We start from the raw sequence: 24,725 nt of genomic DNA, 5'->3' as shown, positions 1-24,725 counted from the left end.
GTTCGTCACCCACTGGCGCGCCCGCGCGCGACTGGTTACATGGGCCGCCACCAAACGAATCGCGTGTGCCGCCCGGAAAACCGGGACAGGCGCCGCCCGCAGCAGAAAGTGGCACCCATGGAAATCATCACCGGCCTGACCTTCGACGATGTGCTGCTGGTGCCCGGCGCGTCGGATATCCTGCCGTCGGACGCGAACCTGTCGACCCAGCTCACGAGCGAAATCAACCTCAACATCCCGATCCTGTCGTCGGCGATGGATACGGTGACCGAGGCTGACATGGCGATCCTGATGGCGCAGATCGGCGGCATCGGCGTGCTCCACCGCAACCTGACCGTCGAGGAACAGGCTGCGGCGGTACGTCAGGTCAAGCGTTTCGAAAGCGGCATGATCGTCAACCCGATCACCATCACCCCCGATGCGCCGCTCTCTTACGCGACCGCGCTGATGGACCAGCACCGCATCTCGGGCATCCCCGTCGTCGAGACCGGCGGCAAGCTTGTTGGCATCCTCACCCACCGCGACGTGCGCTTTGCCGACAACCCCGGCCAGCCGGTGCGCGAGTTGATGACCGCCGAGAACCTCGCGACCGTCCGCGCCGGGGTCGGGCAGGACGAGGCGCGCAAGCTGCTCCACCAGCGCCGCATCGAGAAGCTGCTTGTCGTCGACGACGACTATCACTGTATCGGCCTGATCACCGTTAAGGATATGGAAAAGGCGGTCAATTTCCCCGACGCGACGAAGGACGCCAGCGGCCGTCTGCGCGTCGCCGCGGCGACGAACACCGGCGACAGCGGCGTCGAACGCGCCGAGGCGCTGCTCGAGGCCGAATGCGACCTGATCGTCGTCGACACCGCGCACGGCCACAGCAGGGGCGTCGGCGAGACCGTCGCGCGCATCAAGAAATTGTCGAACCGCGTCCAGGTGCTCGCGGGCAATGTCGCCACCGGCGACGCGACGCGCGCGCTGATCGACGCGGGCGCCGACGGCGTGAAGGTCGGTATCGGTCCGGGCTCGATCTGCACGACGCGCATCGTTGCGGGCGTCGGCGTGCCGCAGCTTACCGCGATTCTCGACAGCGTCGAGGCGGCGGCGAAGCTGGGCGTTCCCGTAATCGCCGACGGCGGCCTCCGCACCTCGGGCGACGTTGCCAAGGCGCTTGCAGCAGGTGCGTCGAGCGTGATGGTCGGCTCGATGCTCGCCGGCACGGCCGAGGCGCCGGGCGAAACCTTCCTCTATCAGGGCCGCACCTATAAAAGCTATCGCGGCATGGGCAGCGTCGGTGCGATGGCGCGCGGCTCGGCCGACCGCTATTTCCAGCAGGATATCAAGGACCAGATGAAGCTGGTCCCCGAAGGCATCGAGGGCCAGGTCCCGTTCAAGGGGCCCGCGAAGGACGTCATCCACCAGATGGTCGGCGGCGTGAAGGCGGCCATGGGTTACACCGGCAGCCGCACGCTCAACGATTTCCGCGAGCGCGCGAAATTCGTGCGCATCACCAACGCGGGCCTGCGCGAAAGCCATGTCCACGACGTCGCGATCACGCGCGAAGCACCGAACTATCCGGCCGGTTGAGGCCGGGCGATGACACCCGCAGCGCGCGTTCAGGCCGCGATCGAAATTCTCGATGCCATCGCGGCCGCCGCGCGCGAGGGCGGGGCGCCCGCTGACGCGATCTTCGCCGAAGCGATGCGCGCGCGCCGCTATGCGGGGTCGAAAGACCGCCGCGCGATCCGCGGCCATGTTTATGACGCGATCCGCGCCGTACGCTCGGCGCCCGCTTCGGGCCGCGCCGCGATGCTCGCGCTCGCTGATACGCAGCCCGGGCTTGCCGACCTCTTCGACGGATCTTCCTACGGTCCCGCGCCGATCGCGGACGATGAACCGCGTGCCGAAGCCGGACTCGCGGCGCAGGCGCTGATTGACCTGTTCGACCCGCTCGTCGGCGAAGACGAAAGCGAGGCCATGCTTGCCCGCGCGCCGCTCGATCTGCGCGCCAATCGTATCAAGGCGTCGCGCGACGATCTCGCGGCGCTTTTCCCCGAGGGCGAGGCGATCGTGGGCGCGCCCGACGGCTGGCGCCTGCCGGCCGAAACCGCCGCGGTGCAGCATCCCGCCTACGCCGAGGGCCAGTTCGAGGTGCAAGACGCCGCGAGCCAATATGCCTCGGCCGCGCTCGGTGCTACGACAGACGCGCGGATCGTCGATCTGTGCGCGGGCGCGGGCGGCAAGACGCTCGCCATTGCCTCGCTCACCGGAAACGACGCCGATATCCTCGCGTGCGACACCAACCGCGCGCGCCTCCAGCAGCTGCCGCCACGCGCCGAACGCGCCGGGGCAACGCGCATCGAAACGCGGCTGCTCAATCCCGGCGAGGAGGCCGACATGCTCGCCGACTGGCGCGGCAAGGCGACGCATGTCTTCGTCGACGCCCCCTGTTCGGGCAGCGGCACCTGGCGGCGCAGTCCCGAACTGCGCTGGCGCCTGACCCCCGCGCGGCTCGAACGCCACCTCGCCGAACAGGCGAAGCTGATCGACATCGGCGCCGATCTTGTGGCGCCCGGCGGCAAACTTCTCTATGCTGTCTGCTCGATCATCACGCGCGAGGGGCGGGCACAGGTGGACGATTTTCTGAACCGGCATCCGGGCTGGACGGTCGACGCCGGCTATCTGCCGGACGACATCGGCCGCGCCGCAGGGGCCGGTTTTCTGCTGACTCCGGCGCGCGACGGCTGCGACGGATTTTTTCTCGCACGGTTGACCGCGCCATGTTAGCATCGCCTGCAATGAAGCGATGGGAGAATGCGATGCGCGTCGGCTTTTTGGCTCTTACTGCGGGTTTGATCCTCGCCAGCCTGCCCACAGCATCGGACGCGCAGCGCGCCGACAACGACATCTTCCCGCGCTCGATCGCGCTCCAGCAGGAAGGCCATAAGGCGCAGGACGCCGGCGACCTCGACGCCGCGATCGGTTATTATGAATCGGCGCTCGCCGCCGACCCGCGCAACCGTTCGGCGATCATCGCGCTGGCGCAGGTCGCGCGCGCGCAGGGGCTGCCGGGCAAGGCGATCGGCCTCTATCGCGAGGCGCTCGTCCTCGAGCCCAATGATATCGTCGCGCTGACCGGGCAAGGCGAGGCGCTCGCCGACAAGGGGGCACTCGAACTCGCTCGCGAAAAGCTGGCCGAGGCGCAGCGCGTGTGCGGCGAGAAATGCCCGCAGGTCGCCGCGCTGGAAAAGACGATCGCATCGAGCGCGTCGAAGCGTGTCGTTGCCGCCGAAGTGTTGGTGCCGAAGCCCGTCGCCACCGTAGGGACGACCAGCAACCAGAACTGATTCAGGCGCCGAGTTTCCGCGCCAGCTCGACCCATTCGCCAACGCTGACCGTTTCCGCGCGCCGCGTCGGCTCGATCCCGAGCGCCTCGGCGGCGGCAACCGCTCCCTCGACGCCCTTCAGGCTCCGCCGCAGCATCTTGCGGCGCTGGCCGAACCCCTTTTCGGTGAGCTTCGACAGCAGCTTCGGATTGACGCCTTCGGGCTGATCGGCGGGCGTCACATGGACGATCGCCGACATCACCTTGGGCGGCGGGGTGAAGGCCGAGCGATGGACTTTCATCGCGATCTTGGCGGTCGAGCGCCACTGGGCGAGAACCGCGAGCCGCCCGTAGGCGTCTGTTCCGACCGGCGCCACGATGCGCTCCGCAACTTCGAGCTGGAACATCAACGTCAGCGACAGCCAGCGCGGTGGCCAGGCCGCGGGCTCCAGCCAACGCGTGAACAGCGCGGTCCCGACATTATAGGGGAGGTTGGCGACGATATGGTAGGGAGCACCGCCGGTCAGCTCGTCGACGTCGATCGCCATCGCGTCGTCGGCGATCACCGTCAGCTGCCCCGGAAAGGCGTCGCCCAGCTCGGCGAGCAAAGGCAGGCAGCGGTCGTCGCGCTCGACCGCGATCACCTTCGCGCCCGCGCGCAGCAGCGCGCGTGTCAGCCCGCCGGGGCCCGGCCCCACCTCGAACACCGTGGCGCCGTCCAGATCCCCGGGAATTGCCGCAATGCGATCGAGCAATTGTTCGTCGAACAGGAAGTTCTGTCCCAGCGCCTTGCTCGCCTGCAGGCCGTGGGCGCGCACCGTTTCGCGAAGCGGCGGCAGCGGAACCTGGGGTTGGACCGTCACTTCGCCGGCGCGTAGCTGCGCTCGCGCGCGGCGGCGAGCTCTGCCGCCATCGCGATCGCGGCGATCGTCGGTCCCGGATCGGCGGCGCCGGTGCCGGCGATGTTGAACGCGGTGCCATGGTCGGGCGAGGTGCGGATGATCGGCAGGCCGAGCGTCAGATTGACCCCGTCGTGGAAATGCAGTGCCTTGAACGGCGTCAACGCCTGGTCGTGATAGGGGCAGAGCAAAGCGTCATAGTTGGCACGAACCGCAGGTGCGAACAGGCTGTCGGCGGCGAAAGGACCCTCGACGACGACCCCGTCCTCGGCGAGCTGCGCGATCGCCGGTGTCATGATGCGTTCTTCCTCGCTTCCCAATTGGCCGCTCTCGCCCGCATGGGGATTGAGCCCGGCGAGGGCGATGCGCGGCGCCTCGATCCCGAAATCGCGCTTGAGCCCGCGCGCGACGATCCGCGCCTTGGCGACGATCAACTCGATCGTCAGCCGCTCGGGTACTTCGGATAGCGGGATATGCACTGTCAGCGGTACGACCCGGAGGGTCGGACCCGCGAGCATCATCACCGCGTTGGTCGCGGTGACGCCGCAGCGTTCGGCGATGAATTCGGTCTGCCCCGGATGCGTATAGCCGATGCCGTGGAGGGCATATTTCGACACCGACCCGGTGACGAGCGCCGAGCTTGCCTGGTTACGGGTCAGCCCGATCCCTGTCTCGAGCGCGTGGAGCGCGCAGGTCGCGCCTGCCGCCGTCGGTACGCCGGGGGTCAGCGGGCCGCTGTCCTCGAGATGCCAGACGGGCAGGGCGTCGCCAAAGGCGCGGACGACCTCGTCCATATCGCCGACGCGCGCAACCGGGCCGTCCCAGACGGCGGCAATGGCCGCCGCGTCGCCGATGGCAACGAAAGGGGGTAGGTCATGTTCGCGGCGCGCCGCCCAGGCGCGGGCCGTGACTTCGGGGCCGACGCCGGCCGGGTCACCCATGGTGACCGCGATCGGCTGTCGATGACTAAGATCAGACATAAGCTTAGCTATATTCGATCACGGCATCCCGGCGGAGGTCGCGCAGATAGCGCTGGGCCCGCTTGTTGACCTTGTCCTCCAGCAGTTTCTGTTCGATCTGCTCGAGGTTCGGGGCGGTTGCGGTCTGCGGCAAATCGCGGCCGCAGAGCACGAGGACGCTGACGCCTTCGTTCGCTGCTCCAAAGGGCTGCGTCGTCTGGCCAATCTGCAGGTTGGCGAGCGTCGCTTGCAGCGGCGCGGGCAGCGCGCGCATCTCGATATTGTCACGCGACACAACCGAGGCGCCCAGACTCTGCGCTACCGCGTCGGCGGCGCCGCAACCGGCGATGCCGCGCGTCTTTTCGGCGAATGCGCCGGCGAGTTCAGTGGCCTTGGCCGGCGTGGTGCCTGCGGGGAAATCGAGCGAAATCTGCTTCAGGCTGAGGATTGCGTCGCGCGGATCGGCGGTCAGCACCTGACGCCGGTCGATCATCAGCATGATCGACACGCCACCCGGCACCTCGATCGGGCCGACGAGCTGGCCGGGCTGCATCTGCGTCGCGGCCTCGCCCATCGATCCGGGCAACTGGCCGGCCTTCACCCAGCCTAGATCGCCGCCGACGACGGCGGTCGATGCTTCCGAAAACTGGCGCGCATAGGCGGCGAAGCTACCGCCCGCCTGCAATGCCTGGATGATCTTCTTGGCATTTTCGGCGACCGCACCGGCGGTTTCGGGCGTTGCGGACAGATAGATTTCGCCGAGGTGGAATTCGTCCTGTCCCTTGGTCCCGGTCATCTGGTCGGCGACGATCTTGACCTCTTCGGTCGAGACGTTGGTGGTCGACTGGATATTGCGCGACAACAGGCGGTCCCAGGCGAATTCACCGCGGATCTGCTGCTTCACCGCCGCCGCCGACGAACCCTTCGACGTCAGATAGGTCGAAAACTGTTCGGGGGTCTGCTTGAACCGCGTGGCGAGGCGGGCGAACTGATCGTTGACGACATTTTCGTCGATCGTAATCTCGGCCGCCTTGGCTTCCTGAATTTGCAATTTTTCGTCGATCAGGTTGCTGAACACCTGACTGCGCAGCCGCTGGATTTCCTCGGGCGGCAGTTCGACATTGTTGTTCGCGATACGGATCAGCGCCATGCGCTGCTCGATATCGGTCGCGGTAATGATCTCGCCATTCACGGTGGCAGAGGGGCGATAGACGTTCGGCTTGGCATCGCCGAAAAGCTGCACATTGCCCGGAATGTTCAGGCTGGTCGTCGGAACGTCACTATCGGCAACGGTCTGCGCCAGCACGGGCGTTACGCCGACGGCGGCCAAGGCGATCAGGCCGGTCATGGTCGAAAATTTGGTCATCTTTACCCTATTCGAGAAAGTCCGGACGCTCCGTATCAGCGGATACGCCCGATGGTCCAGCGCAATCCGCCAAGGAAACCATTTGATGTACGCAGGTACCCTACCGACGCTGAACCTAGGCTGAGCGGGGCAGGAGCTGGCTTAAGGCCACAAAAGCCCCGCATGCGCGCATCGATTTTGTGTCCCTTGTGGCCCCGTCGACAAGCTCAGGACAGGCTTAAGGCGACAAAAGATACGGATGTGCGCGTCGAAAATGTCTCCTTTGTCGCTTTAAGAGGGGGGGCAGAGCCGGCGATTTCAAACAGCGGCCTCGAGGCTGGCACGGCGCGACAATGTAGGACAGCGGTATTTTGCTGAAGAGGCGATGTCGGCATTGGGGTGGAGAGCTGCCCCCCCCCCCCCCGTGCACCCCGGCGAAAGCCGGGGCCCAGAGCGGAAAAGCGCAAGGTTAGTGTTGGAATTCTGGGCCCCGGCTTTCGCCGGGGTTCACATCCCTATCGGCAGCAATCGGTCGGTTAGCCGTCAGAACCCGAGGTTGCGAAAGGCGATGCGGAACGAGAAGCTGTTGCCGCGCCGGGCGTCGCCGGTGTCGGCATAGTCGCGGCGCCAGGTCAGCGCGATCGACAGGCATTCGTCGTCGTACGCGACGCCAAGACGGTGGCGAATCGGCTCGAAGCCGTCCGCGTCGCTCAGCGGATCATCGCTCCGCTGTGTCAGATCGACGATCGCCGAGCCAAAGAGCGACCAGTTTTTCGCTACCGCAACGCGCCCGCCGACACGCGCTTCCTCGCGGTCCTGCAACTCCTCGCCGAGGAGCAAAATGTCGCGGTTGAGCCGCGAATAGCCGAGCACGGCATAGGTCGAGCGGCTGCCGATCGTCGCGTCGAATTCGTTGCGGCGGATTGCGAGGTTGTCCTTGTCGAGCCGGTAGCGGTGGGTCAGGCGCAGGAAATCCTTGTAGGCAACCGTGGTGCGTCCGACGATGTCCGACGTCCGGTCGGTCAGCCCGGTGCCGTCGGGAAACAGGCTGGGCTTGTCCGACAGGCGATAGCTCTGGCCCACGACGCTACTGATGTTGAAGCCCGGGCGGCTGTAGTTCCATTCGACGCCATAGGTGACGCGCGCGCCATCCTCGAACCGGTCGTGGCCGTTGAAGCGGTTGATCGCGAACAAATTGCTGTCTTCGAGGTCGAAGGCGCGCGAATCCTCGTTCGGGATGTCGATATTCTTGATCGGCGGCGTCGCGACGACCTGGATTCTCGGGGTCAGTGTTTGCGTGCCGCCTGCAAATTCGCCGACGAAAGGCCAGCGCATATCGGCGGCAACGGCAGCAATCCCGCGCGCCTGCCAGCCCGATTTACCGCGATAGCCGGGGATGCCGGTCAGCAGATTTTCGTCGCTGTGATAGACGTCGCCGCGCACCATCGCGGTCAGCGTGACTTCCTGACCCAGCGCGGTCAATCCGCGCAAATCCCAGCGCGCGCCGGCAAAGGCGCGCTGCGTGTCCTGCCCCGACGTCCGGCCGATCGCGAGCGTGTTGAGCTGCAGTTCGAGTTGCCCGCCGAGGATCGGGTCGGCGAAGCGCTGGCGATAATCGATGATCGGCAGCGCGATCGGCTGCTGGCCCTGTTCGTCGTTGCGGCGCAGCGTCTGCGTCGCCCAGCCGGCGATCGAGAGGTAGGAGTTGCCGCCGATCCGTTCGAGCTCGAAGGTCGAGCGCAGCCGGTCGTCGCGGCTGATGTCGTACCGCCGCATGAAAGTGCGATCGGTCGCGATGCGGCCCGAATAGGTCAGGCTCCAGCGCGGATCGAACTGGAACTTGCCCGCACTCTCCAGGTAGCCGCGGAACCGTTTGCGGCTGTCGGGATCGTCGCCGGTCAGCGGGACGAGCGAACCATAGGTTGCATAGCCGTTGATGCGGAACGATCCGATGTCGGTCAGGGCGCGGAACTCGCCCTCCATCATCGGCGCCGCGCTGGTGTAGATATGCGGCGTGATCGTGATGTCGCGGTCGGGCGCGAGACGCAGATAATAGGGTACTGCGATTTCGAAGCCGTTGCTGCGGTCGAGCCGGATTTCGGGGACGAGCAGCCCGCTTCCGGCTTCCTGGTTCGCCGGATGGCTGAGCCCCGGCAGCGGGATCAGCGGCAGGCCGAAAATCTCGACGCGCGCGCCCTTGTAGCGGATCTTGTTCTTCGCGCGGTCGTAAATGACTTTGACCGCGCGGATCTGCCAGCTCGGATTCTTGGGGCAGCCCTCGTCATCTTCGACCGGGCAGGGGGTGTAGGCGGCGTTCTCCAGCTCGATATTGCCGTTGTCGAAGCGCGTGCCCTTCATCGCCGCGAGGCGCGAGCCATTGTCGAGCACGACGAGCAGATTTTCGACGACACCATCGCGCAAACTGTCGGTCAGCTCGATCTTGTCGCCATAGGCAGTATCGCCTTCGGGATTCTTGATGACGACATTGCCCTCGGCGAAGACCTTGCCCGTCTGCCGGTTCCAGGTGACCTTGTCCGCGCGCATCTCGATCGCTTCGCGGTTCATCTGGACATTGCCCTCGGCCACGACGACCTCGGTATCGCTGTCGTAGTTGAGATTGTCGGCCGCAAAACCGATCTGTTCCTCGCCCTTTGCGTCGGGGGCGTCCGACGGGGTCGGCGCGACGTCGGGCGTTTGCAGGTCGGGTTGGCCCGTAACCTCTTCGCTCCGTGTCGTTTCCTCGCTGGTCTGGGCCATGACGGGGCAGGCGGCGAGCGCAACGCCGCTAGCCGTCGCCAGCCACAACGGCCGCGCACGCGCCGCTTGTTGGAACAAAGCCCAGCTCATTTAATCCCTTTGTCCCGAACCCTATATCAGTGTTTCCCGGCTTGGACCGGCAGCTTTGTTTTTGCAACTCGCAAGCGAAACCCCTATCGGTCCGCCACGTTCCAATCAATCATCGCATAAGAAAGTTAAGGCATGGACATTCAGTTTGTCGCGCAAATCGATGCGTCTGCCGACGTTGTCGCATTTCCGGTCCGCAAGGGCGAGGCGGGTGCGCTCGGCGCCCTGCTTGGCGCCGCAGCGGCACAGGCGCGCTTCGACGGCGCCGCGGGCGCGATCGCCGAGACGGCGGCAATCGACGGCGAGCAGGCAAAGCGCCTGCTGCTCGTCGGCATCGGCGAGGGCAGCGAACAGGATCTCGAGCGCGGCGGTGCGGCGCTGGTCGCGAAGCTGCAGACGAGCGGCGCGACCGCCGTCCATGTCGATTTCGCGAGCACCGGCCAAAGCGATGCCGACGACGTGCTCGCTTTTGCGATGGGCGCGCGTCTCCGCAACTGGCGCCTCGACACCTATCGCACGCGCCTCGCCGATACCGCGAAGCCCAGCCTCAAGACCGTGACGATCGCTTCGCCTCACACTGGCCTATCGGGCCGTTGGGCCGAAAATGAGGCGATCGCCGATGGCGTCGCGCTGACTCAGACGCTGGTCGCCGAGCCGCCCAACATCCTCTACCCCGAAACCTTCGTCGAACGCTGCCAGCATCTCGCCGACCTTGGCGTCGAAATCGAGGTGCTCGACGAACGCCAGATGAAGGCGCTCGGCATGGGCGCGCTGCTCGGCGTCGCGCAGGGCTCGACCCGCCCGCCGCGCCTGCTCGCGATGCGCTGGAACGGCGGCAATCCGGGCGATGCGCCCGTCGTCTTCATCGGCAAGGGCGTGACCTTCGACACCGGCGGCATCAGCATCAAGCCCGCCGCGGGCATGGACATGATGAAGTGGGACATGGGCGGCGCGGGCGCGGTCGCGGGCGCGATCAAGGCGATCGCGGGCCGCAAGGCGAAGGCGAACGTCGTCGGCGTCGTCGGCCTTGTCGAGAATATGCCCGACGGCAATGCGATGCGCCCCGGCGACGTCGTCTCGACCATGTCGGGGCAGACGGTCGAGGTGCTCAACACCGACGCCGAGGGCCGCCTCGTCCTTTGCGACGCGATCAGCTGGGCGCAGAGCGCGTACAACCCCAAGGTGATCGTCGATCTCGCGACCTTGACCGGCGCGATGGTGATCTCGCTCGGCCATGAATATGCGGGCATCTTCGCCAATGACGACACGCTTGCGACCGACCTGATCGCGGCGGGCGAGGCCAGCAACAACAAGCTGTGGCGCTTCCCGCTGTCGCCTGCCTACGACAAGCTGATCGACAGCCCGATCGCCGACATGAAGAATATCGGCCCGCGCGAGGGCGGCTCGATCACCGCGGCGCAGTTCCTGAAGCGCTTCGTCGGCGAGGGCGTCGCCTGGGCGCATCTCGACATCGCGGGCATGGCGTGGGCCGACAAGGACGGTCCGGTGTGGGCAAAGGGCGCGACGGGCTATGGCGTGCGCCTGCTCGACCGCTACATCGCCGCCAACCACGAAGGCTGAGCGAAGCGGGGCAGGGGAGCATGGCGCGCGTCGACTTTTACCGGCTGACCCGCGACCCGGTCGAACGGGTGCTCCCCGCGCTCGCGACGCGTATCCTCGCGAACGGCGACCGCCTGCTGGTGGTCGCCGCGCCCGCGATGCAGCGGCAGGCGATCGACGAGGCGCTGTGGACGCTGACCCCGGCTAGCTTCCTGCCGCACGGTCATGCGGGGTCGCCCGACGAGGAGATCGAGCCGATCCTGATCGCGGGCACGCTCGACCCGTCGCCACCCAACCGCGCCAGCCACCTTGCGCTCGCCGACGGCGAATGGCGCGAGGAAGCGCTGGGCTTCGAACGCACCTTCCTCCTCTTCGACAACAGCCGCATCGACGATGCCCGCGCGCTCTGGCGCACGCTCGCCGCGCGTGAAGACGTCGACAACCGTTTCTGGAAACAGGACGAAAACGGCCGTTGGTCCGAAGGGCCCTAGGCGTCCGGCGCTCTATCCTTGCAGTGCAGCAAAAGCGCGGCTAGAGGCGCGCGCATCGCAGACAATAATAACTCAGGAGCTTCCCCCATGGCGGTCACTCGCACTTTCTCGATCATCAAGCCCGACGCCACGCGTCGCAACATCACCGGCGCCGTCACCAAGATGCTCGAAGACGCCGGCCTGCGCGTCGTCGCGTCGAAGCGCATCCACATGACCCGCGAACAGGCCGAAGGCTTTTACGCGGTCCACAAGGAACGCCCCTTCTTCGGCGAACTCGTCGACTTCATGATCAGCGGCCCCGTCGTCGTTCAGGTCCTCGAGGGCGAAAACGCGATGCAGGCGAACCGCGACATCATGGGCGCCACCAACCCGGCGAACGCCGAGCCCGGCACGATCCGCAAGGAACTGGCCGAAAGCATCGAAGCGAACACCGTTCACGGTTCGGACAGCGACGAGAATGCGGCGATCGAAATCGCTTACTTCTTCAAGCCCGAAGAGATCGTCGGCTAAGCCAGAAGGCATAGTCGAACCGAAGAGGCCGCCGGAGCGATCCGGCGGCCTTTTTCGTTAGAATTCGTCCGCCACGCCCATCAGTCCGGCCAGCTTTTTCGGCGCCACCGCCAGCCAGCTCTTGCGCAGCCATTCGCCGATCGCATCCCAGTCGGTGTCGCCAAGGTCGAGCCGGATGCCGACCCAGCCGTCGCCGAAATAGGCGGGGCGGTAATAGCGGTCTTCGTCGAGTTCGATCAGCATCGCCTGCTCCTCGACGCCGCTGATCTTGACCAGCAGCGCGATCTTGCCGTCGCCATGATGATCCTCGGTGAAATAGGCGAATTTCTTGCCCTTCATGATGCCGAAGCAGGGCATGCCGTGCGACACCACTTCGTCGGCCTCGGGCAGCGCCATCGCGAGGTCGCGCACGCGGGCGCGCAGATAATCGGGCGAGCGTTCGCGCGATACGAAGGCGGCGAGGACAGCGGGATAAAGCTGGTGTTCGGCGAACTGCACCCGGCGCGCCAGCGTCTCGACCGTGTCGTCCGGCAGAATCGCAACCGGCGTCTGAGCCAGTACCGGGCCATCGTCGACGCCCGGCGTCACGATATGGACGCTGCACCCGCCGAATGTGTCGCCGGCCTCGATCGCTTGGGCATGGGTGTTCAGCCCCTTGTAGAGCGGCAGCAGGCTGGGGTGGATGTTGAGCATCTTGCCCGCCCAGCGCCCGACGAAGTCGTCGGACAGGATACGCATATAACCCGCGAGCGCGACGAACTCGGCGCCCGCTGCGCGCAATTGTTCGTCGACCAGCGCGTCGAACGCGTCACGGTTCATGCCCTTGTGCGACAGGCTCCAGATTGCGACGCCTTCGGCCTCGGCGATCTTGAGGCCCGGCGCGTCCGGATCGTTGCTGCCGACGAAAACCACTTCAAATGGGCAGTCGGCGGCCTTCGCGGCATAGAGCAGCGCCGCCATATTGGTGCCGGCGCCCGAAATCAGGACGGCGACACGCGCCTTAGCCATTATGCGTGGCGCTCCACGCGCCCATCGCGCTCCAGGTTTCGGCGCTGCCCGTCACGGTGCAGCCCTTTTCGCCCTCGGCGATGTGGCCGATGCGGAACACGGTCTCACCCGCCGCTTCGAGCGCAGTAGTCACGTTGGCAACATCGCTCTCGGCGACGACCACCGCCATGCCGATCCCGCAGTTGAAGGTGCGTGCCATTTCCTCGGGCTCGATGTTGCCCTGCGCCTGCAGGAAGGCCATCAGCCGCGGCTGCTCCCACGCGTCCGCGTCGACATGCGCGTGCAGGGTCTTGGGCAGGATACGCGGGATATTCTCGAGCAGTCCGCCGCCCGTGATATGCGCGAGCGCGTGGATCTGGCCCGCCTTCACGAGCGGGAGCAGACTCTTCACATAGATGCGCGTCGGCGCCATCAGTGCGTCGATCAGCAGGATAGTCTGGTCGAACAGGGCAGGGCGGTCCAGCTTCCAGCCCTTGTCGGCAGCGAGCCGGCGCACGAGCGAGAAACCGTTCGAATGCACCCCCGACGACGCGAGTCCCAGAATCACGTCGCCTGCCGCGACCTTGTCGGCGGTCAGAACCTGATCGCGCTCGACCGCACCGACGCAGAAGCCCGCGAGGTCATAGTCGCCGTCCGAATACATGCCCGGCATTTCGGCGGTCTCGCCGCCGATCAGCGCGCATCCGGCCTGTTTGCAGCCTTCAGCGATGCTCGCGACGACTTCGGTCGCGACATCGTTGTCGAGCTTGCCGGTCGCATAATAGTCGAGGAAGAACAGCGGTTCGGCGCCCTGAACGATCAGGTCGTTCGCGCACATCGCGACCAGATCGATCCCAACCCCGTCATGCTTGCCCGATTCGATGGCGAGTTTGAGCTTGGTGCCCACGCCATCGTTCGCGGCGACGAGCAAGGGATCGTTAAACCCCGCCGCCTTCAAATCGAAGAAACCGCCAAAGCCGCCGAGATCGGCATCGGCACCGGGACGGCGCGTCGCACGGGCGAGCGGAGCAATGGCACGGACCAGCGCGTTGCCGGTCTCGATCGATACGCCGGCCTGCGCATAAGTGTAGGAGCCGGGTTGGTTGTGCTTGGAATCCATGGCCAGCGCGACTAACGACTCTGGCCACGAAATGCCATGATTTCCTTGTCCGGGGCCAAGCTTTTGGGCAAAGCATAGAGAAGATATGACTTCGGCCGCTTTCCCCCGCTTCGCCCCAAGCCTTTCCTTTGACGCGCTGCGTGGCCGTAACGGCCGCTGGGCTTTGTTTTTTGGCCTTTTTGCGGCGCTGCTGATCGCCGGTATCGTCGACGGACAGATCACACGCGGCAATCGCGGCATCACCCCGATCAACAGCAGCGGCGACTTTCTTGCGAGCGGTATCCTCGTCGACGTCACCGGCGACAATGCCGACGATGCGCGCGAAAAGGGCTGGCGCGAGGCACAGCGCAAGGGCTGGACGCAGCTTTATCGCAAGCTGAACGGCAGCGACGGTCCGGCCTTGGGCGATTCGGTGCTCGACGGCATCGTCACTGCGATCGTCGTCGAGGAAGAACAGATCGGCCCGCGCCGCTACGTCGCCCGGCTCGGCGTCCAATTCGACCGCGTGCGCGCCGGCCAGATCCTCGGCGTCAGTGGGCGGACTTTGCGCTCGCCGCCTTTGCTTGTGATTCCGGTCTACTCGATCGACGGCATTCCGCAGGTGTTCGAACAGCGCAGCGCATGGCAGCGCGCGTGGGCCGAATATAATACGGGGCAGAGCGCGATCGACTATGTGCGCACCGCGGGCACCGGTGCCGATACGCTGCTGATCAACGCCGGGCAGACCGGCCGCCGCGGCCGCGTCTGGTGGCGCGTCATCCTCGACCAATATGGCGCCGCCGACGTGCTGACGCCGATCGCACGCGTCGAATATTCCTATCCCGGCGGGCCGATCAAAGGCTATTTCACCGCGCGCTTCGGGCCCGACAGCAAGCTGATCTCCAGCTTCACGATGACCGGGCCGAGCCCCGCCGCGCTGCCCGACATGATGGAGAAAGCGGTCGCGCGGATGGATCGCATCTATATCGACGCGCTGGCCTCGGGTGTGCTGCGCACCGACACCTATCTCGTCCTCGAAAAGCCGGTCGAGCGGGAAGACCTGCCCGAGGAAGTCGCGACCGACGAGGATGCGCTGCCCAGCGAAACCGACAGCAGCGTGCCGACCACCGCGCCCGTCGGTGTTCAGAGCTTCACGGTCCAGTATAGTTCGCCCGACGTCGATTCGGTCACCGCGACCGAACGCGCCGTCGGCGGCATCGCGGGCGTCCAGTCGGCGTCGACCACCAGCCTTGCACTGGGCGGAACATCGGTGATGCGCGTGACCTTCCGCGGCGATATCGCCGCGCTCAGCGCCGCGCTCGCCGCGCGCGGCTACAAGGTGCAGGAAGGCGGCAGCACGCTCAGGATCAGCCGCTGATGGCGCGTGTATCGGGACAGATCGCACTGCCGCTCGATTGGAGCGCGGGGGGCAGCAACGACGGTCCGCTGATCGTCGGCACCAGCAACGCCGATGCCGTGCGTTACCTGCGTCACGTCGGGACATGGCCCGTGCGCACTGCGGTGCTTACCGGACCGCGCGGGTCGGGGCGCAGCCTGATCGGACGGCTCTTCGCCAGCGACACCGGCGGCCGCGTGATCGACGGGCATGACAGCGTTTCGGAAGAAGAGATTTTTCACGCGTGGAACGCGGCGCAGGCCAGCGGCTCGCCGCTGCTGATCATCGCCGACGCGCCGCCCGCCGAATGGAATGTCGCGTTGTCCGACCTTCGTTCACGCCTCGCCGCCGTGCCGGTGCTGACGATCGGCGATCCCGACGACTGCCTTGCGCGCGACCTGATCGAGGCGATCTTCGCGCAGCGCGGCATGGCGCTCGCGCCCGGCGTCGCCTCTTACATCGTCCCGCGGATGGAGCGCAGCTATGCGGCAATCCACCGCGTCGTCGCGGCACTCGACGCCGCCTCGCTTGAAAAAGGCGGCGGCATTGGCATTCGTCTTACTCGTGAAACATTACTGTCACAGGGGCTGATCGATCCCGATCTCCTTGAAAGGCAGGATGAAGCGACATGTCGATAACCGGCGGCTCCCTACGCGCAGACAATGACGCCGTCACCGCGGCGACCCCGCCGAGCTTTGGTCCCGAACGCTTCTTCAATCGCGAACTCAGCTGGCTGGCGTTCAACCGCCGCGTGATGGAAGAAGCGCGCAATCCCGCGCATCCCTTGCTCGAACGCCTGCGCTTCCTGTCGATCTCTGGCAGCAATCTCGACGAATTCTTCATGGTGCGCGTCGCCGGGCTGAAAGGCCAGCAATTGCAGGGGATCGACGATCCCTCGGCCGACGGCCGCTCACCCGGCCAGCAGCTTGCGGAGATCGAAGCCGAGGTGAACCGCCTCGTCGATCAACAGCAGAGCGAATGGCAGCGGCTCCACAAATTGCTCGGCGAGCAGGGCATTGTCGTTCACGGTACGGGGTCGGACAAGGAAGCGCTGCGCACCGTCTTGCGCCAATATTTCATCGATCAGATTTTCCCGATCCTGACCCCGCAGGTGCTCGATCCGGCGCACCCCTTTCCCTTCATCCCCAATCGCGGGGTCGGTGTAATCTTCGATCTCCAGCGCAAGTCGGACGGGGAGACGGTGCGCGAACTGGTGATGATCCCTGCAGCGCTGCCGCGTTTCGTGCCGGTGCCGGGGCAGGGCAGCGCCTTTGTACCGATCGAATATCTGATCGAGATTTTCGGCGACCTCATCTTCCCCGGTTTCGCGATCCGCTCGCTCGGCGTCTTTCGCATCATCCGCGACAGCGACATCGAAATCGAGGAAGAGGCCGAGGATCTCGTCCGTCTGTTCCGCACCGCGATCCGCCGCCGCCGCCGCGGCCGCGTGATCCTGCTCGAACTCGAAGCCGACATGCCGGGTGAGATCGCCGAGGTGCTCAATGCCGATATTCAGGGGCATGAAGCGATCGTCGCCAAGATCGGCGGGTTCATCGGGCTCGCTGCCCTTTCCGCACTGGTCGACGTAGACCGCCCCGACCTAAAATTCCCGGCCTATTCGGCGCGTTTTCCCGAACGCATCCGCGAACATGGCGGCGACTGCTTCGCAGCGATCCGCTCGAAGGACATCGTCGTCCATCATCCCTATGAAAGTTTCGAGGTCGTTCTCGCTTTCCTGCGGCAGGCCGCCGCCGATCCCGATGTCGTCGCGATCAAGCAGACGCTTTACCGCGCCGGCGACCAGTCGCCGGTGATCCGCGCGCTGATCGAAGCCGCCGAGGCGGGCAAGTCGGTGACCGCGGTCGTCGAACTCAAGGCGCGTTTCGACGAGGAACAGAATCTGCTCTGGGCGAACCAGCTCGAACGCGCCGGCGTGCAAGTCGTCTACGGCTTCATCGAGTGGAAAACGCACGCGAAGATTTCGATGGTCGTGCGCCGCGAAGGGCAGGGATATCGCACCTATTGCCACTTCGGCACCGGCAATTATCACCCGGTGACCGCGCGCATCTATACCGATCTCAGCTTCTTTACCGCCGACCCGCGCGCGGGCCGCGATGCCGCGCAGCTGTTCAACTATATCACCGGCTATGTCGAACCCGAACGGCTCGACCTCATCACCATGTCGCCGCTCAATATGCGCGCGCATCTCTCGGAGCTGATCGACGCCGAAACCGCCGCGGCGAAGGTAGGGAAGCCGTCGGGCGTGTGGGCCAAGATGAACAGCCTCGTCGACCCCGACATCATCGACAAGCTGTATGAAGCGAGCGCGGCGGGGGTGCCGATCGAACTGATCGTGCGCGGGATTTGCTGCCTGCGCCCCGGCGTGCCCGGCCTGTCGGAGACAATCCGCGTCAAGTCGGTCGTCGGCCGCTTCCTCGAACATAGCCGCGTGTGGGCGTTTGCGAACGGCGCGGCGCTGCCGAATCGCGCGGCGAAGCTCTACATCAGCAGCGCCGACTGGATGCCGCGCAACTTCGACCGCCGCGTCGAATATATGATCCCGATCGAGAATCCGACCGTGCACGACCAGATTTTGGACCAGGTGCTCGTTGCGAACCTGATCGACAATGAACAAAGCTGGATTTTGCAACCCGATGGGACTTCGGTACGCGTTACGCCTAGCGATAAGCCATTTAATTTGCATCATTATTTCATGACGAACGCTTCGCTTTCGGGCCGTGGTACGGCGCTCCACAAACGGCACGACGTCCCGACCCTCGCCTTCAACATACGTGAAGATTGACAAAATTGAGCCCTGCACGTCCCACCAAACAGGCGGTCCGCCGATCCGCCGTGATCGACATTGGGTCCAACTCGGTCCGTATCGTCGTTTATGAAGGACCCGCGCGCGCGCCTGCGGTGATCTTCAACGAAAAGGTCGCCGCTGGCCTCGGCCGCGGACTCGCGGTCGACGGACGCATTGCGGTCGAAGACGCCGAACGCGGCCTCGTCGCGCTGCGCCGATACGCCCTGCTGGCAAAGCATATGGACGTGACAGACGTGCAATGCGTTGCGACCGCGGCGGTACGCGATGCCGCCAATGGTCCCGATTTCATCGCGGCTGCAGCGGAAGCGGGCCTCCAGATCCGGCTCTTGTCAGGTGAAGAAGAGGCTGAGGCGGCGGGGCATGGCGTGCTCGCGGCGATCCCCGACGCGCACGGCATCGCGGTCGACCTTGGCGGCGGCAGTCTCGAACTCGCCGAAGTATCGAACGGCGAGGTAGGCCGTCGTGCCTCCTTCCCGCTTGGCGTCCTCCGCTTGCCCGCGCTGCGCAAAGACGGCGAACAGGCCTTCGAAAGGGCGGTCCGCAAGATGCTCCGCGAGGCGGACTGGCCGGGCAAAGGCCTGACCGGTCTGCCGCTCTATCTTGTCGGCGGCTCGTGGCGCGCACTCTCGCGTCTCGATCTCGAACTGACGCGCGACCCGCTCGCGGTACTCGACCAGCATACGTTGCCGCGGAGCGCACTGCGCCGCCTGGTCCGCGCGTCGAAGCGGCTGAGCTTCGAGGAATTGCGCGCGATCCCCGGAATGGCATCGAACCGCGCTGCGGCGCTGCCCGACGCGGCGGCTTTACTCGCAGCGCTGGTCAATATTCTCGATGTCCCCGCAATGACGGTGTCGTCGTCGGGACTTCGCGAAGGGCTGTTGTATCAAGCGCTCGATGCCGAGACGCGCGCGCAGGACCCGCTGATCGTTGCCGCAGAATTCGAGGGGCGGCGCCTCGCGCGCTTCGCGCCGCACGGCCGCGCGATCGCCGAATGGATTGCGCCGCTGTTCGATGACGAGGTGCCCGCCGACAGTCGCGTCCGGCTTGCGGCCAGCCTGCTCAGCGATGTCGCCTGGTCGGCCAACCCCGATTTCCGCGCCGAGCGCGGAACCGAGATCGGCCTGCATGGCAACTGGCGCAGCATCGACATACCCGGCCGTATTCTGCTCGCACGCGCGCTTTACGCGGGCTTTGGCGGTGCTGACGCCGAATTCCCCGCGATGGGGACCCTCGTGTCGCCCGAGCGGCTCGCCCGCGCGCGGCAATGGGGCCTTGCGATCCGCCTTGCGCAGCGGCTGACCGGCGGCGTCGAGGCACCGCTGAAAGCGAGCGGCGTCGCGCTCGTCGAAGGCAAACTGCGACTATGTCTTGCTGAGGGCTGGCACCATCTGGCGGGCGAGTCGGTCGAACGCCGCCTGCGCGTCCTCGCGCAGGCGCTCGATGCCAAGCCCGAACTCGTGCTGCTTTAAACTTCGGCCGCGGTCGCGGCGTCGATTTCGCTCATCACCAGCTTGCCGTTCTTGACGGCAAAGCCCATCCGGCCCTCGACTAGGTCGAGTGCGGCATGGCCGAATACGTCGTAGCGCCAGCCCTGCATCATCTGGATGCCTTCGCGGGCGCCGGCCGCAAGTGCCTCGAGATCGTCGCTGCGCGCGATCAGCCTCGCCGCGACATTCAATTCGCGCGCACGGATTTTCAACAGCAATTTCAGGAGGTCGGCGACCAACGTGCCTTCCTTGCCGAGGCCCGGGCCGCGCGGTGCGCGATCGGGCATGTCGTCTTTGGACATCGGCTTGGCGTTCGTGATCGCGTCCATCAGTCGGCCGCCGATGTCGTTGGTGCGCCAGGTCGCCGACAGCCCGCGAACGCGTCCGAGCCCGTCCTGATCCTTCGGCGGATGCGCGGCGAGGTCGGCCAGCGTCTCGTCCTTGACGATGCGGCCCCGCGGCAAATTCTTCTGGCGCGCCTCGCGCTCACGCCACGCGGCGAGCGCCTGCAAGCGGCCGAGCACGTCGAGCTTGCGCGTCGGTACCTTGATACGCTGCCACGCCTTGTCGGGATCGACACTGTAATTCGCCGGGTCGGCAAGCTTTTCCATTTCCTCGTCGAGCCAATGACCACGGCAGGTCTTGATCAGCTTGTCGAGCATCATCGGGAAGATCTTGGCGAGATGCGTGACGTCGCCAACGGCATAGTCGATCTGGCGCTTGTCGAGCGGGCGGCGGCTCCAGTCGGTAAAGCGCGCTCCCTTGTCGAGTTGCAGCCCGATCCACGCCTCGACCAGGTTCGAATATCCGACCTGTTCGGCCTGGCCGAGCGCCATCTGTCCGATCTGTGTGTCGAAGATCGGGTGCGGCGTCTTGCCGGTCAGATTGAAGATGATTTCGACATCCTGTCCGCCCGCGTGGAAGACTTTCAGCATCTCCTCATTGTCGACGAGCAGGTCGAGCAGGGGCTTGAGGTCGATTCCGGGCGCCATCGGGTCGATCGCCGCGGCATGGTCGCGGTCGGCCACCTGGATCAGGCAAAGCTCTGGCCAGAAAGTGTTTTCGCGCATGAATTCGGTATCGACCGCGATGAAATCGCTGTTCCGAATGAGGTCGCAGAATTCGACGAGCGCGGCGTTGGTTTCGATCAACGGATGGACTTGCATAGCGCGCCTATACAGCTAGTTGAGAGGAACGGGCAGGAAAAATTGCCCGCGCTCTTCGGGTTGCGGAGCCGGAACACCGGCCGGGGAAAAAGACGAAGGGAATATGGGCATGATGTGGCTGGGTTGGGCGCTCGCCGCGCTCGGTTTTGCGTTGCTTTTTGGGCAATATGCCGCGGGGCAGGCGGATGTCTTCCTCTCGATTGCCAATCCGCGCCCGCTCGATGAAGAATCGATGGTGGTCACGCTGAAGGGCTGGGGCTTCGCTGCCGCCGCCGCGCAGCCGTTCGTGACGCCCGAATCCGATCATGGCCTGTGCGACGTGCGGGTATTCGCGACACGGCGCCAGATGCTCGTCACGATCGCGACCTTCGGTTTCCTGCGCCCGGTGACGGTGGCGTGGCGTGCGCATGCCGGCATCCTGCCGCTGGGAGACGCCTGATGCCGATCGTCAGGCTGGGGGATGAGGGCCGCTGGACCAATTACCACGGCACCGGCACCTGCGAGGCCGCAACGCGCTTTGCGCTGCGCAGCGGCGATGCAGAGCGCGGACGCGACGAGATCGGGATTGCCGCGAAATCGGTACAGGACTGGCTTGCGCAAGCGGCGGTCGCGAAGCGCCGCGTCCGGCCACTCGGCGCGGGCTGGTCGCCGTCGAACGTCAATATCAGTTCGCAAAGCTGGCTGCTCCACACGCGCCGTTTCAACCGCTGCTTCCGGATCGGCGCGGGCGATGTCCGCCCGGGCATCGATGCGGGCGCTTTGATGCTCGTCGAAGCGGGCGCGCTCGTCGACGAGGTTTCGGACAAGCTCGAGGGACAGGGGCGGTCGCTGTGGACCAGCGGTGCGGGCAATGGGCAGACGTTCGCGGGGGCCGCGGCAACCGGCACCCACGGTTCGATGATCGCACGTGGCGGTATCCAGGATCACATCCGCGCGGTTCAGATCGTGACGCCCGCCGGCATCCACTGGATCGAGCCGGCCGCGGGCGTAATGAGCGACGCTTTCATCGCCGCGACGGGTTCGACCGCGCTCCGCGACGATGAGCTTTTTTCGGCGGTGCAACTCCCGGTTGGATCGCTCGGCATCGTGACCGCACTTGTCGTCGACAGCGTCCCGAAATTCCTCGTCCGTCCGATCCAGAATCTCCGCAAGGTCGACTGCGCCGCCCTCGACTGGCTTGCCGCGGGCGAATTCCGGCGCTTCTCGGCGGCCTATGCGCTCGATCGGGACCCCGATTTCGTCCAGATGATCGTCAATCCGTACAAGCCGTTCAAGCGGCCCGCGATGCTCCGCTTCCTCTATCGCGAGCCATGGCGCGACGATTATCCGCGCGCGACGCCCGGTCAGCTTGGCGCGGGTTATGACGCGCTCAGCCTGCTGGGCCGCCTGCTCAACGACTATCCGTGGGCGCGCGGACCCTTGCTGCAATTCGCGATGAAGCAGGGCTATGCCAGCGGGCCCGACGTCGATGATCCGCCGGTCTATGGCAGCTGGGGGGAGGGGCTCGACACGCATCGGCCGCTCGCCGACCTGTTCAACGCGTCGGTGACCATCGATCGAACCGACCTCGCGCGTGCGTTTGAGCGCATCTGCGCCGTGTACGCCAAGCACGGCGGCTCGACCGTCGTCACCGTGCGCTTCATGGAGCGCGCCGAGGGGCTGCTCGCTCCGGCGCGCTTTACGCATAATGCCGTGATCGATTTCGACGGCCCACGCAGCCAGCGCACAGCCGACGCCTATGCCCGCGTCGTCGAATGCCTCGATGCGGAGGGGATCGGATTTACCCGACATTGGGCGAAGAGCTGCCACCTCGACGCCGCGCGCGTCGCCGCCGACTATGGCGAGGATTTCCGGCGCTGGCGTGCCGCGCGTGACCGGCTGCTTCCCGACCCGGCGCACCGCGCGCTGTTCGGCAGCGAGGTACTCGATAACCTCGGGCTGACGCGCTGATTCCGCCCTCAACCCTTGACAAATCGTTCTCCGCGCTGCCTTAGGCGCGGCCATAAATATCAACTTTGCGTTGATTTCCCTGCTCATTGAAAGACGATCAAATGCACGCCTATCGCACCCACACATGCGCAGACCTTCGCGCCGCCAACGTCGGTGAGGAAGTCCGTCTTTCGGGCTGGGTGCACCGCACGCGCGAGCATGCGAATGTGCTCTTCGTCGACCTGCGCGACCATTATGGGATCACCCAGATTGTCGTCGAAACCGGTTCTGACCTCTATCCCATCGTCAACGCGCAGGGTCCCGAGTCCGTCCTGACCTTCACCGGCAAGGTCGCCGCGCGTTCGCCCGAAACGCTGAACCCGAAGCTCGCGACCGGCGAGATCGAAATCTATCCGAGCACGGTAACGGTGCAGTCGTCGGCCGACCGCCTGCCGCTGCCCGTGTTCGGCGAGACCGAGTATCCCGAGGAAATCCGCCTCACCAACCGTTTCCTCGATCTCCGCCGCGAACGGCTGCACAAGAATATCGTGCTGCGTTCGAACGTGATCTCGTCGCTGCGCCGCCGGATGATCGATCAGGGCTTCACCGAGTTCCAGACGCCGATCCTGACCGCGAGCAGCCCCGAGGGTGCGCGCGACTATCTGGTGCCCAGCCGCGTCCACCCCGGCAAATTCTACGCGCTGCCGCAGGCGCCGCAGATGTTCAAGCAGCTGCTGATGGTCGCGGGCTTCGACCGCTATTTCCAGATTGCGCCCTGCTTCCGCGACGAGGATGCGCGCGCCGACCGCTCGCCCGGCGAATTCTACCAGCTCGATTTCGAAATGAGCTTCGTGACGCAGGACGACGTCTTCAACGCCATCGAACCCGTCCTGCACGGCGTGTTCGAGGAGTTCGCGGACTTCGACGGCAAGGGCCGTACCGTGTCGCCGCTACCGTTCAAGCGCATTCCGTACCGCGAATCGATGCTGAAATATGGCAGCGACAAGCCGGACCTGCGCAACCCGCTGCTCGTCCATGACGTGGGCGACTTCTTCAAGGGCTCGGGCTTCGGCCGCTTTGCGACGATGGTCGACGAAGGGCAGGTCGTCCGCGCCGTCGCCGCGCCGGAAACGCACGAGAAGAGCCGCAAATTCTTCGACGAGATGAACAGCTGGGCACAGTCGGAAGGCTTCCCGGGTCTTGGCTATGCGACGCAAAAGGACGGCGTGTTCGGCGGCCCGATCGCCAACAACCACGGCCAGGACGGCATGAAGGCGATCGCCGACGCAATGGGTCTCGGCCCCAACGACGGCATCTTCTTCGCTGCGGGCGTCGAGGCGAAGGCCGCGAAGCTCGCTGGCCTCGCGCGCACGCGCGTCGCCGACCAGCTCGACCTGATCGACAAGAGCCGCTTCGAATTCTGCTGGATCGTCGACTTCCCGATGTTCGAGGCCGACGAGGACACCGGCAAGATCGATTTCAGCCACAACCCCTTCTCGATGCCGCAGGGCGAGATGGACGCGCTGACGAACAAGGATCCGCTCGATATCCTCGCCTATCAGTATGACATCGTCTGCAACGGCGTCGAATTGTCGTCGGGCGCGATCCGGAACCATCGCCCCGACATCATGTACAAGGCGTTCGAGATCGCGGGCTACAGCCAGCAGGATGTCGACACGAACTTCGCGGGCATGATCAACGCGTTCAAGTTCGGTGCACCGCCGCACGGCGGTTCGGCACCGGGCGTCGACCGCATCGTGATGCTGCTCGCCGACGAGCCGAACATCCGCGAAGTCATCGTCTTCCCGATGACGCAGAAGGCCGAAGATTTGATGATGGGCGCTCCGGCGCCGGTCAGCGAAAAGCAGCTGAAGGAACTCAGCATCCGGCTCGTCGACGGTCCGAAGAGCTAA

General features: G+C 65.5%; 20 protein-coding genes. 13 read left to right on the top strand and 7 right to left on the bottom strand.

Annotation, left to right across the window (positions count from 1 at the left end; translation table 11 throughout):
• Positions 1–117 precede the first annotated feature (117 nt).
• Genes guaB through GGC65_RS05735 form a run of 3 tightly spaced genes read left to right on the top strand, consistent with a single transcriptional unit; the run spans position 118 to position 3,335 of the window.
• Positions 118–1,575 (top strand): IMP dehydrogenase, encoded by a 1,458-nt coding sequence (guaB, locus tag GGC65_RS05745; protein WP_192646281.1) that lies wholly within the window; start codon positions 118–120, stop codon positions 1,573–1,575.
• A gap of 9 nt (positions 1,576–1,584) precedes the next feature.
• Positions 1,585–2,775 carry an RsmB/NOP family class I SAM-dependent RNA methyltransferase gene (locus GGC65_RS05740; protein WP_192646280.1) on the top strand — a complete coding sequence of 397 codons (1,191 nt, stop codon included), beginning with the start codon at positions 1,585–1,587 and terminating at the stop codon, positions 2,773–2,775.
• An 11-nt stretch (positions 2,776–2,786) separates the two neighbouring features.
• Positions 2,787–3,335, top strand: a complete 549-nt coding sequence (locus GGC65_RS05735; RefSeq protein WP_225940687.1) for a tetratricopeptide repeat protein — start codon at positions 2,787–2,789, stop codon at positions 3,333–3,335.
• A 1-nt stretch (position 3,336) separates the two neighbouring features.
• On the opposite strand, the gene rsmA is transcribed toward GGC65_RS05735, so the two are convergent.
• The 4 genes from rsmA to GGC65_RS05715 form a co-directional block, all read right to left on the bottom strand.
• Positions 3,337–4,176: a 16S rRNA (adenine(1518)-N(6)/adenine(1519)-N(6))-dimethyltransferase RsmA gene (rsmA, locus tag GGC65_RS05730; protein ID WP_318780123.1), complete on the bottom strand. Its 840-nt coding sequence runs from the start codon at positions 4,174–4,176 to the stop codon at positions 3,337–3,339.
• Positions 4,173–5,192 (bottom strand): 4-hydroxythreonine-4-phosphate dehydrogenase PdxA, encoded by a 1,020-nt coding sequence (pdxA, locus tag GGC65_RS05725; RefSeq protein ID WP_192646279.1) that lies wholly within the window; start codon positions 5,190–5,192, stop codon positions 4,173–4,175. Before pdxA ends, rsmA begins: the two co-directional genes overlap by 4 nt.
• 4 nt (positions 5,193–5,196) lie before the next feature.
• Positions 5,197–6,537 (bottom strand): peptidylprolyl isomerase, encoded by a 1,341-nt coding sequence (locus GGC65_RS05720; protein WP_192646278.1) that lies wholly within the window; start codon positions 6,535–6,537, stop codon positions 5,197–5,199.
• A 522-nt stretch (positions 6,538–7,059) separates the two neighbouring features.
• Positions 7,060–9,363 carry an LPS-assembly protein LptD gene (locus GGC65_RS05715; protein WP_192646277.1) on the bottom strand — a complete coding sequence of 768 codons (2,304 nt, stop codon included), beginning with the start codon at positions 9,361–9,363 and terminating at the stop codon, positions 7,060–7,062.
• Positions 9,364–9,495: 132 nt separating this feature from the next.
• Between GGC65_RS05715 and GGC65_RS05710 the strand changes: the two genes are divergently transcribed.
• The 3 genes from GGC65_RS05710 (at position 9,496) to ndk (ending at position 11,921) form a co-directional block, all read left to right on the top strand.
• Positions 9,496–10,941 (top strand): leucyl aminopeptidase, encoded by a 1,446-nt coding sequence (locus GGC65_RS05710; RefSeq protein WP_192646276.1) that lies wholly within the window; start codon positions 9,496–9,498, stop codon positions 10,939–10,941.
• Between the two features lie 20 nt (positions 10,942–10,961).
• On the top strand, positions 10,962–11,411 hold the full coding sequence (locus GGC65_RS05705) for a DNA polymerase III subunit chi (protein ID WP_192646275.1): 450 nt from the start codon (positions 10,962–10,964) through the stop codon (positions 11,409–11,411).
• An 87-nt stretch (positions 11,412–11,498) separates the two neighbouring features.
• Positions 11,499–11,921, top strand: a complete 423-nt coding sequence (ndk, locus tag GGC65_RS05700) for a nucleoside-diphosphate kinase (RefSeq protein ID WP_056371231.1) — start codon at positions 11,499–11,501, stop codon at positions 11,919–11,921.
• Positions 11,922–11,978: 57 nt separating this feature from the next.
• Here ndk and purN read toward each other — a convergent pair whose 3' ends face one another.
• A complete protein-coding gene (gene purN, locus GGC65_RS05695) occupies positions 11,979–12,929 on the bottom strand; it encodes a phosphoribosylglycinamide formyltransferase (RefSeq protein ID WP_192646274.1) in 951 nt (316 codons plus the stop codon).
• On the bottom strand, positions 12,922–14,028 hold the full coding sequence (gene purM, locus GGC65_RS05690) for a phosphoribosylformylglycinamidine cyclo-ligase (RefSeq protein WP_192646273.1): 1,107 nt from the start codon (positions 14,026–14,028) through the stop codon (positions 12,922–12,924). Before purM ends, purN begins: the two co-directional genes overlap by 8 nt.
• An 85-nt stretch (positions 14,029–14,113) precedes the next feature.
• On the opposite strand from purM, the gene GGC65_RS05685 reads away from it, so the two are divergent.
• Genes GGC65_RS05685 through GGC65_RS05670 form a run of 4 tightly spaced genes read left to right on the top strand, consistent with a single transcriptional unit; the run spans position 14,114 to position 19,699 of the window.
• Positions 14,114–15,385 carry a heavy-metal-associated domain-containing protein gene (locus GGC65_RS05685; protein WP_192646272.1) on the top strand — a complete coding sequence of 424 codons (1,272 nt, stop codon included), beginning with the start codon at positions 14,114–14,116 and terminating at the stop codon, positions 15,383–15,385.
• Positions 15,385–16,041, top strand: a complete 657-nt coding sequence (locus GGC65_RS05680) for an HdaA/DnaA family protein (RefSeq protein ID WP_192646271.1) — start codon at positions 15,385–15,387, stop codon at positions 16,039–16,041. Before GGC65_RS05685 ends, GGC65_RS05680 begins: the two co-directional genes overlap by 1 nt.
• Positions 16,032–18,206, top strand: a complete 2,175-nt coding sequence (locus tag GGC65_RS05675; RefSeq protein WP_192646270.1) for an RNA degradosome polyphosphate kinase — start codon at positions 16,032–16,034, stop codon at positions 18,204–18,206. The genes GGC65_RS05680 and GGC65_RS05675 overlap by 10 nt, the downstream gene beginning before the upstream one ends.
• Before the next feature lie 5 nt (positions 18,207–18,211).
• Entirely contained in the window at positions 18,212–19,699 is a 1,488-nt protein-coding gene (locus tag GGC65_RS05670; protein WP_192646269.1) for a Ppx/GppA family phosphatase, read from the top strand.
• On the opposite strand, the gene rnd is transcribed toward GGC65_RS05670, so the two are convergent.
• Positions 19,696–20,883, bottom strand: coding sequence for a ribonuclease D (gene rnd, locus GGC65_RS05665; protein ID WP_192646268.1), 1,188 nt, complete (start codon positions 20,881–20,883; stop codon positions 19,696–19,698). The genes GGC65_RS05670 and rnd overlap by 4 nt on opposite strands.
• Positions 20,884–20,992: 109 nt before the next feature.
• Here rnd and GGC65_RS05660 point away from each other — a divergent pair, with 109 nt between their 5' ends.
• The 3 genes from GGC65_RS05660 to aspS all read left to right on the top strand — a co-directional run bounded on the left by GGC65_RS05660 (position 20,993) and on the right by aspS (position 24,725).
• Positions 20,993–21,322: a hypothetical protein gene (locus GGC65_RS05660; protein ID WP_192646267.1), complete on the top strand. Its 330-nt coding sequence runs from the start codon at positions 20,993–20,995 to the stop codon at positions 21,320–21,322.
• On the top strand, positions 21,322–22,833 hold the full coding sequence (locus GGC65_RS05655) for an FAD-binding protein (RefSeq protein WP_192646266.1): 1,512 nt from the start codon (positions 21,322–21,324) through the stop codon (positions 22,831–22,833). The genes GGC65_RS05660 and GGC65_RS05655 overlap by 1 nt, the downstream gene beginning before the upstream one ends.
• Positions 22,834–22,934: 101 nt before the next feature.
• Complete coding sequence (aspS, locus tag GGC65_RS05650) at positions 22,935–24,725, top strand: aspartate--tRNA ligase (RefSeq protein WP_192649405.1); 1,791 nt, start codon at positions 22,935–22,937, stop codon at positions 24,723–24,725.

The organism is Sphingopyxis sp. OAS728, from assembly GCF_014873485.1.
In the GTDB taxonomy this organism is placed as follows: Bacteria; Pseudomonadota; Alphaproteobacteria; order Sphingomonadales; family Sphingomonadaceae; genus Sphingopyxis.
This window is presented reverse-complemented; position numbering and strand designations above follow the sequence as displayed.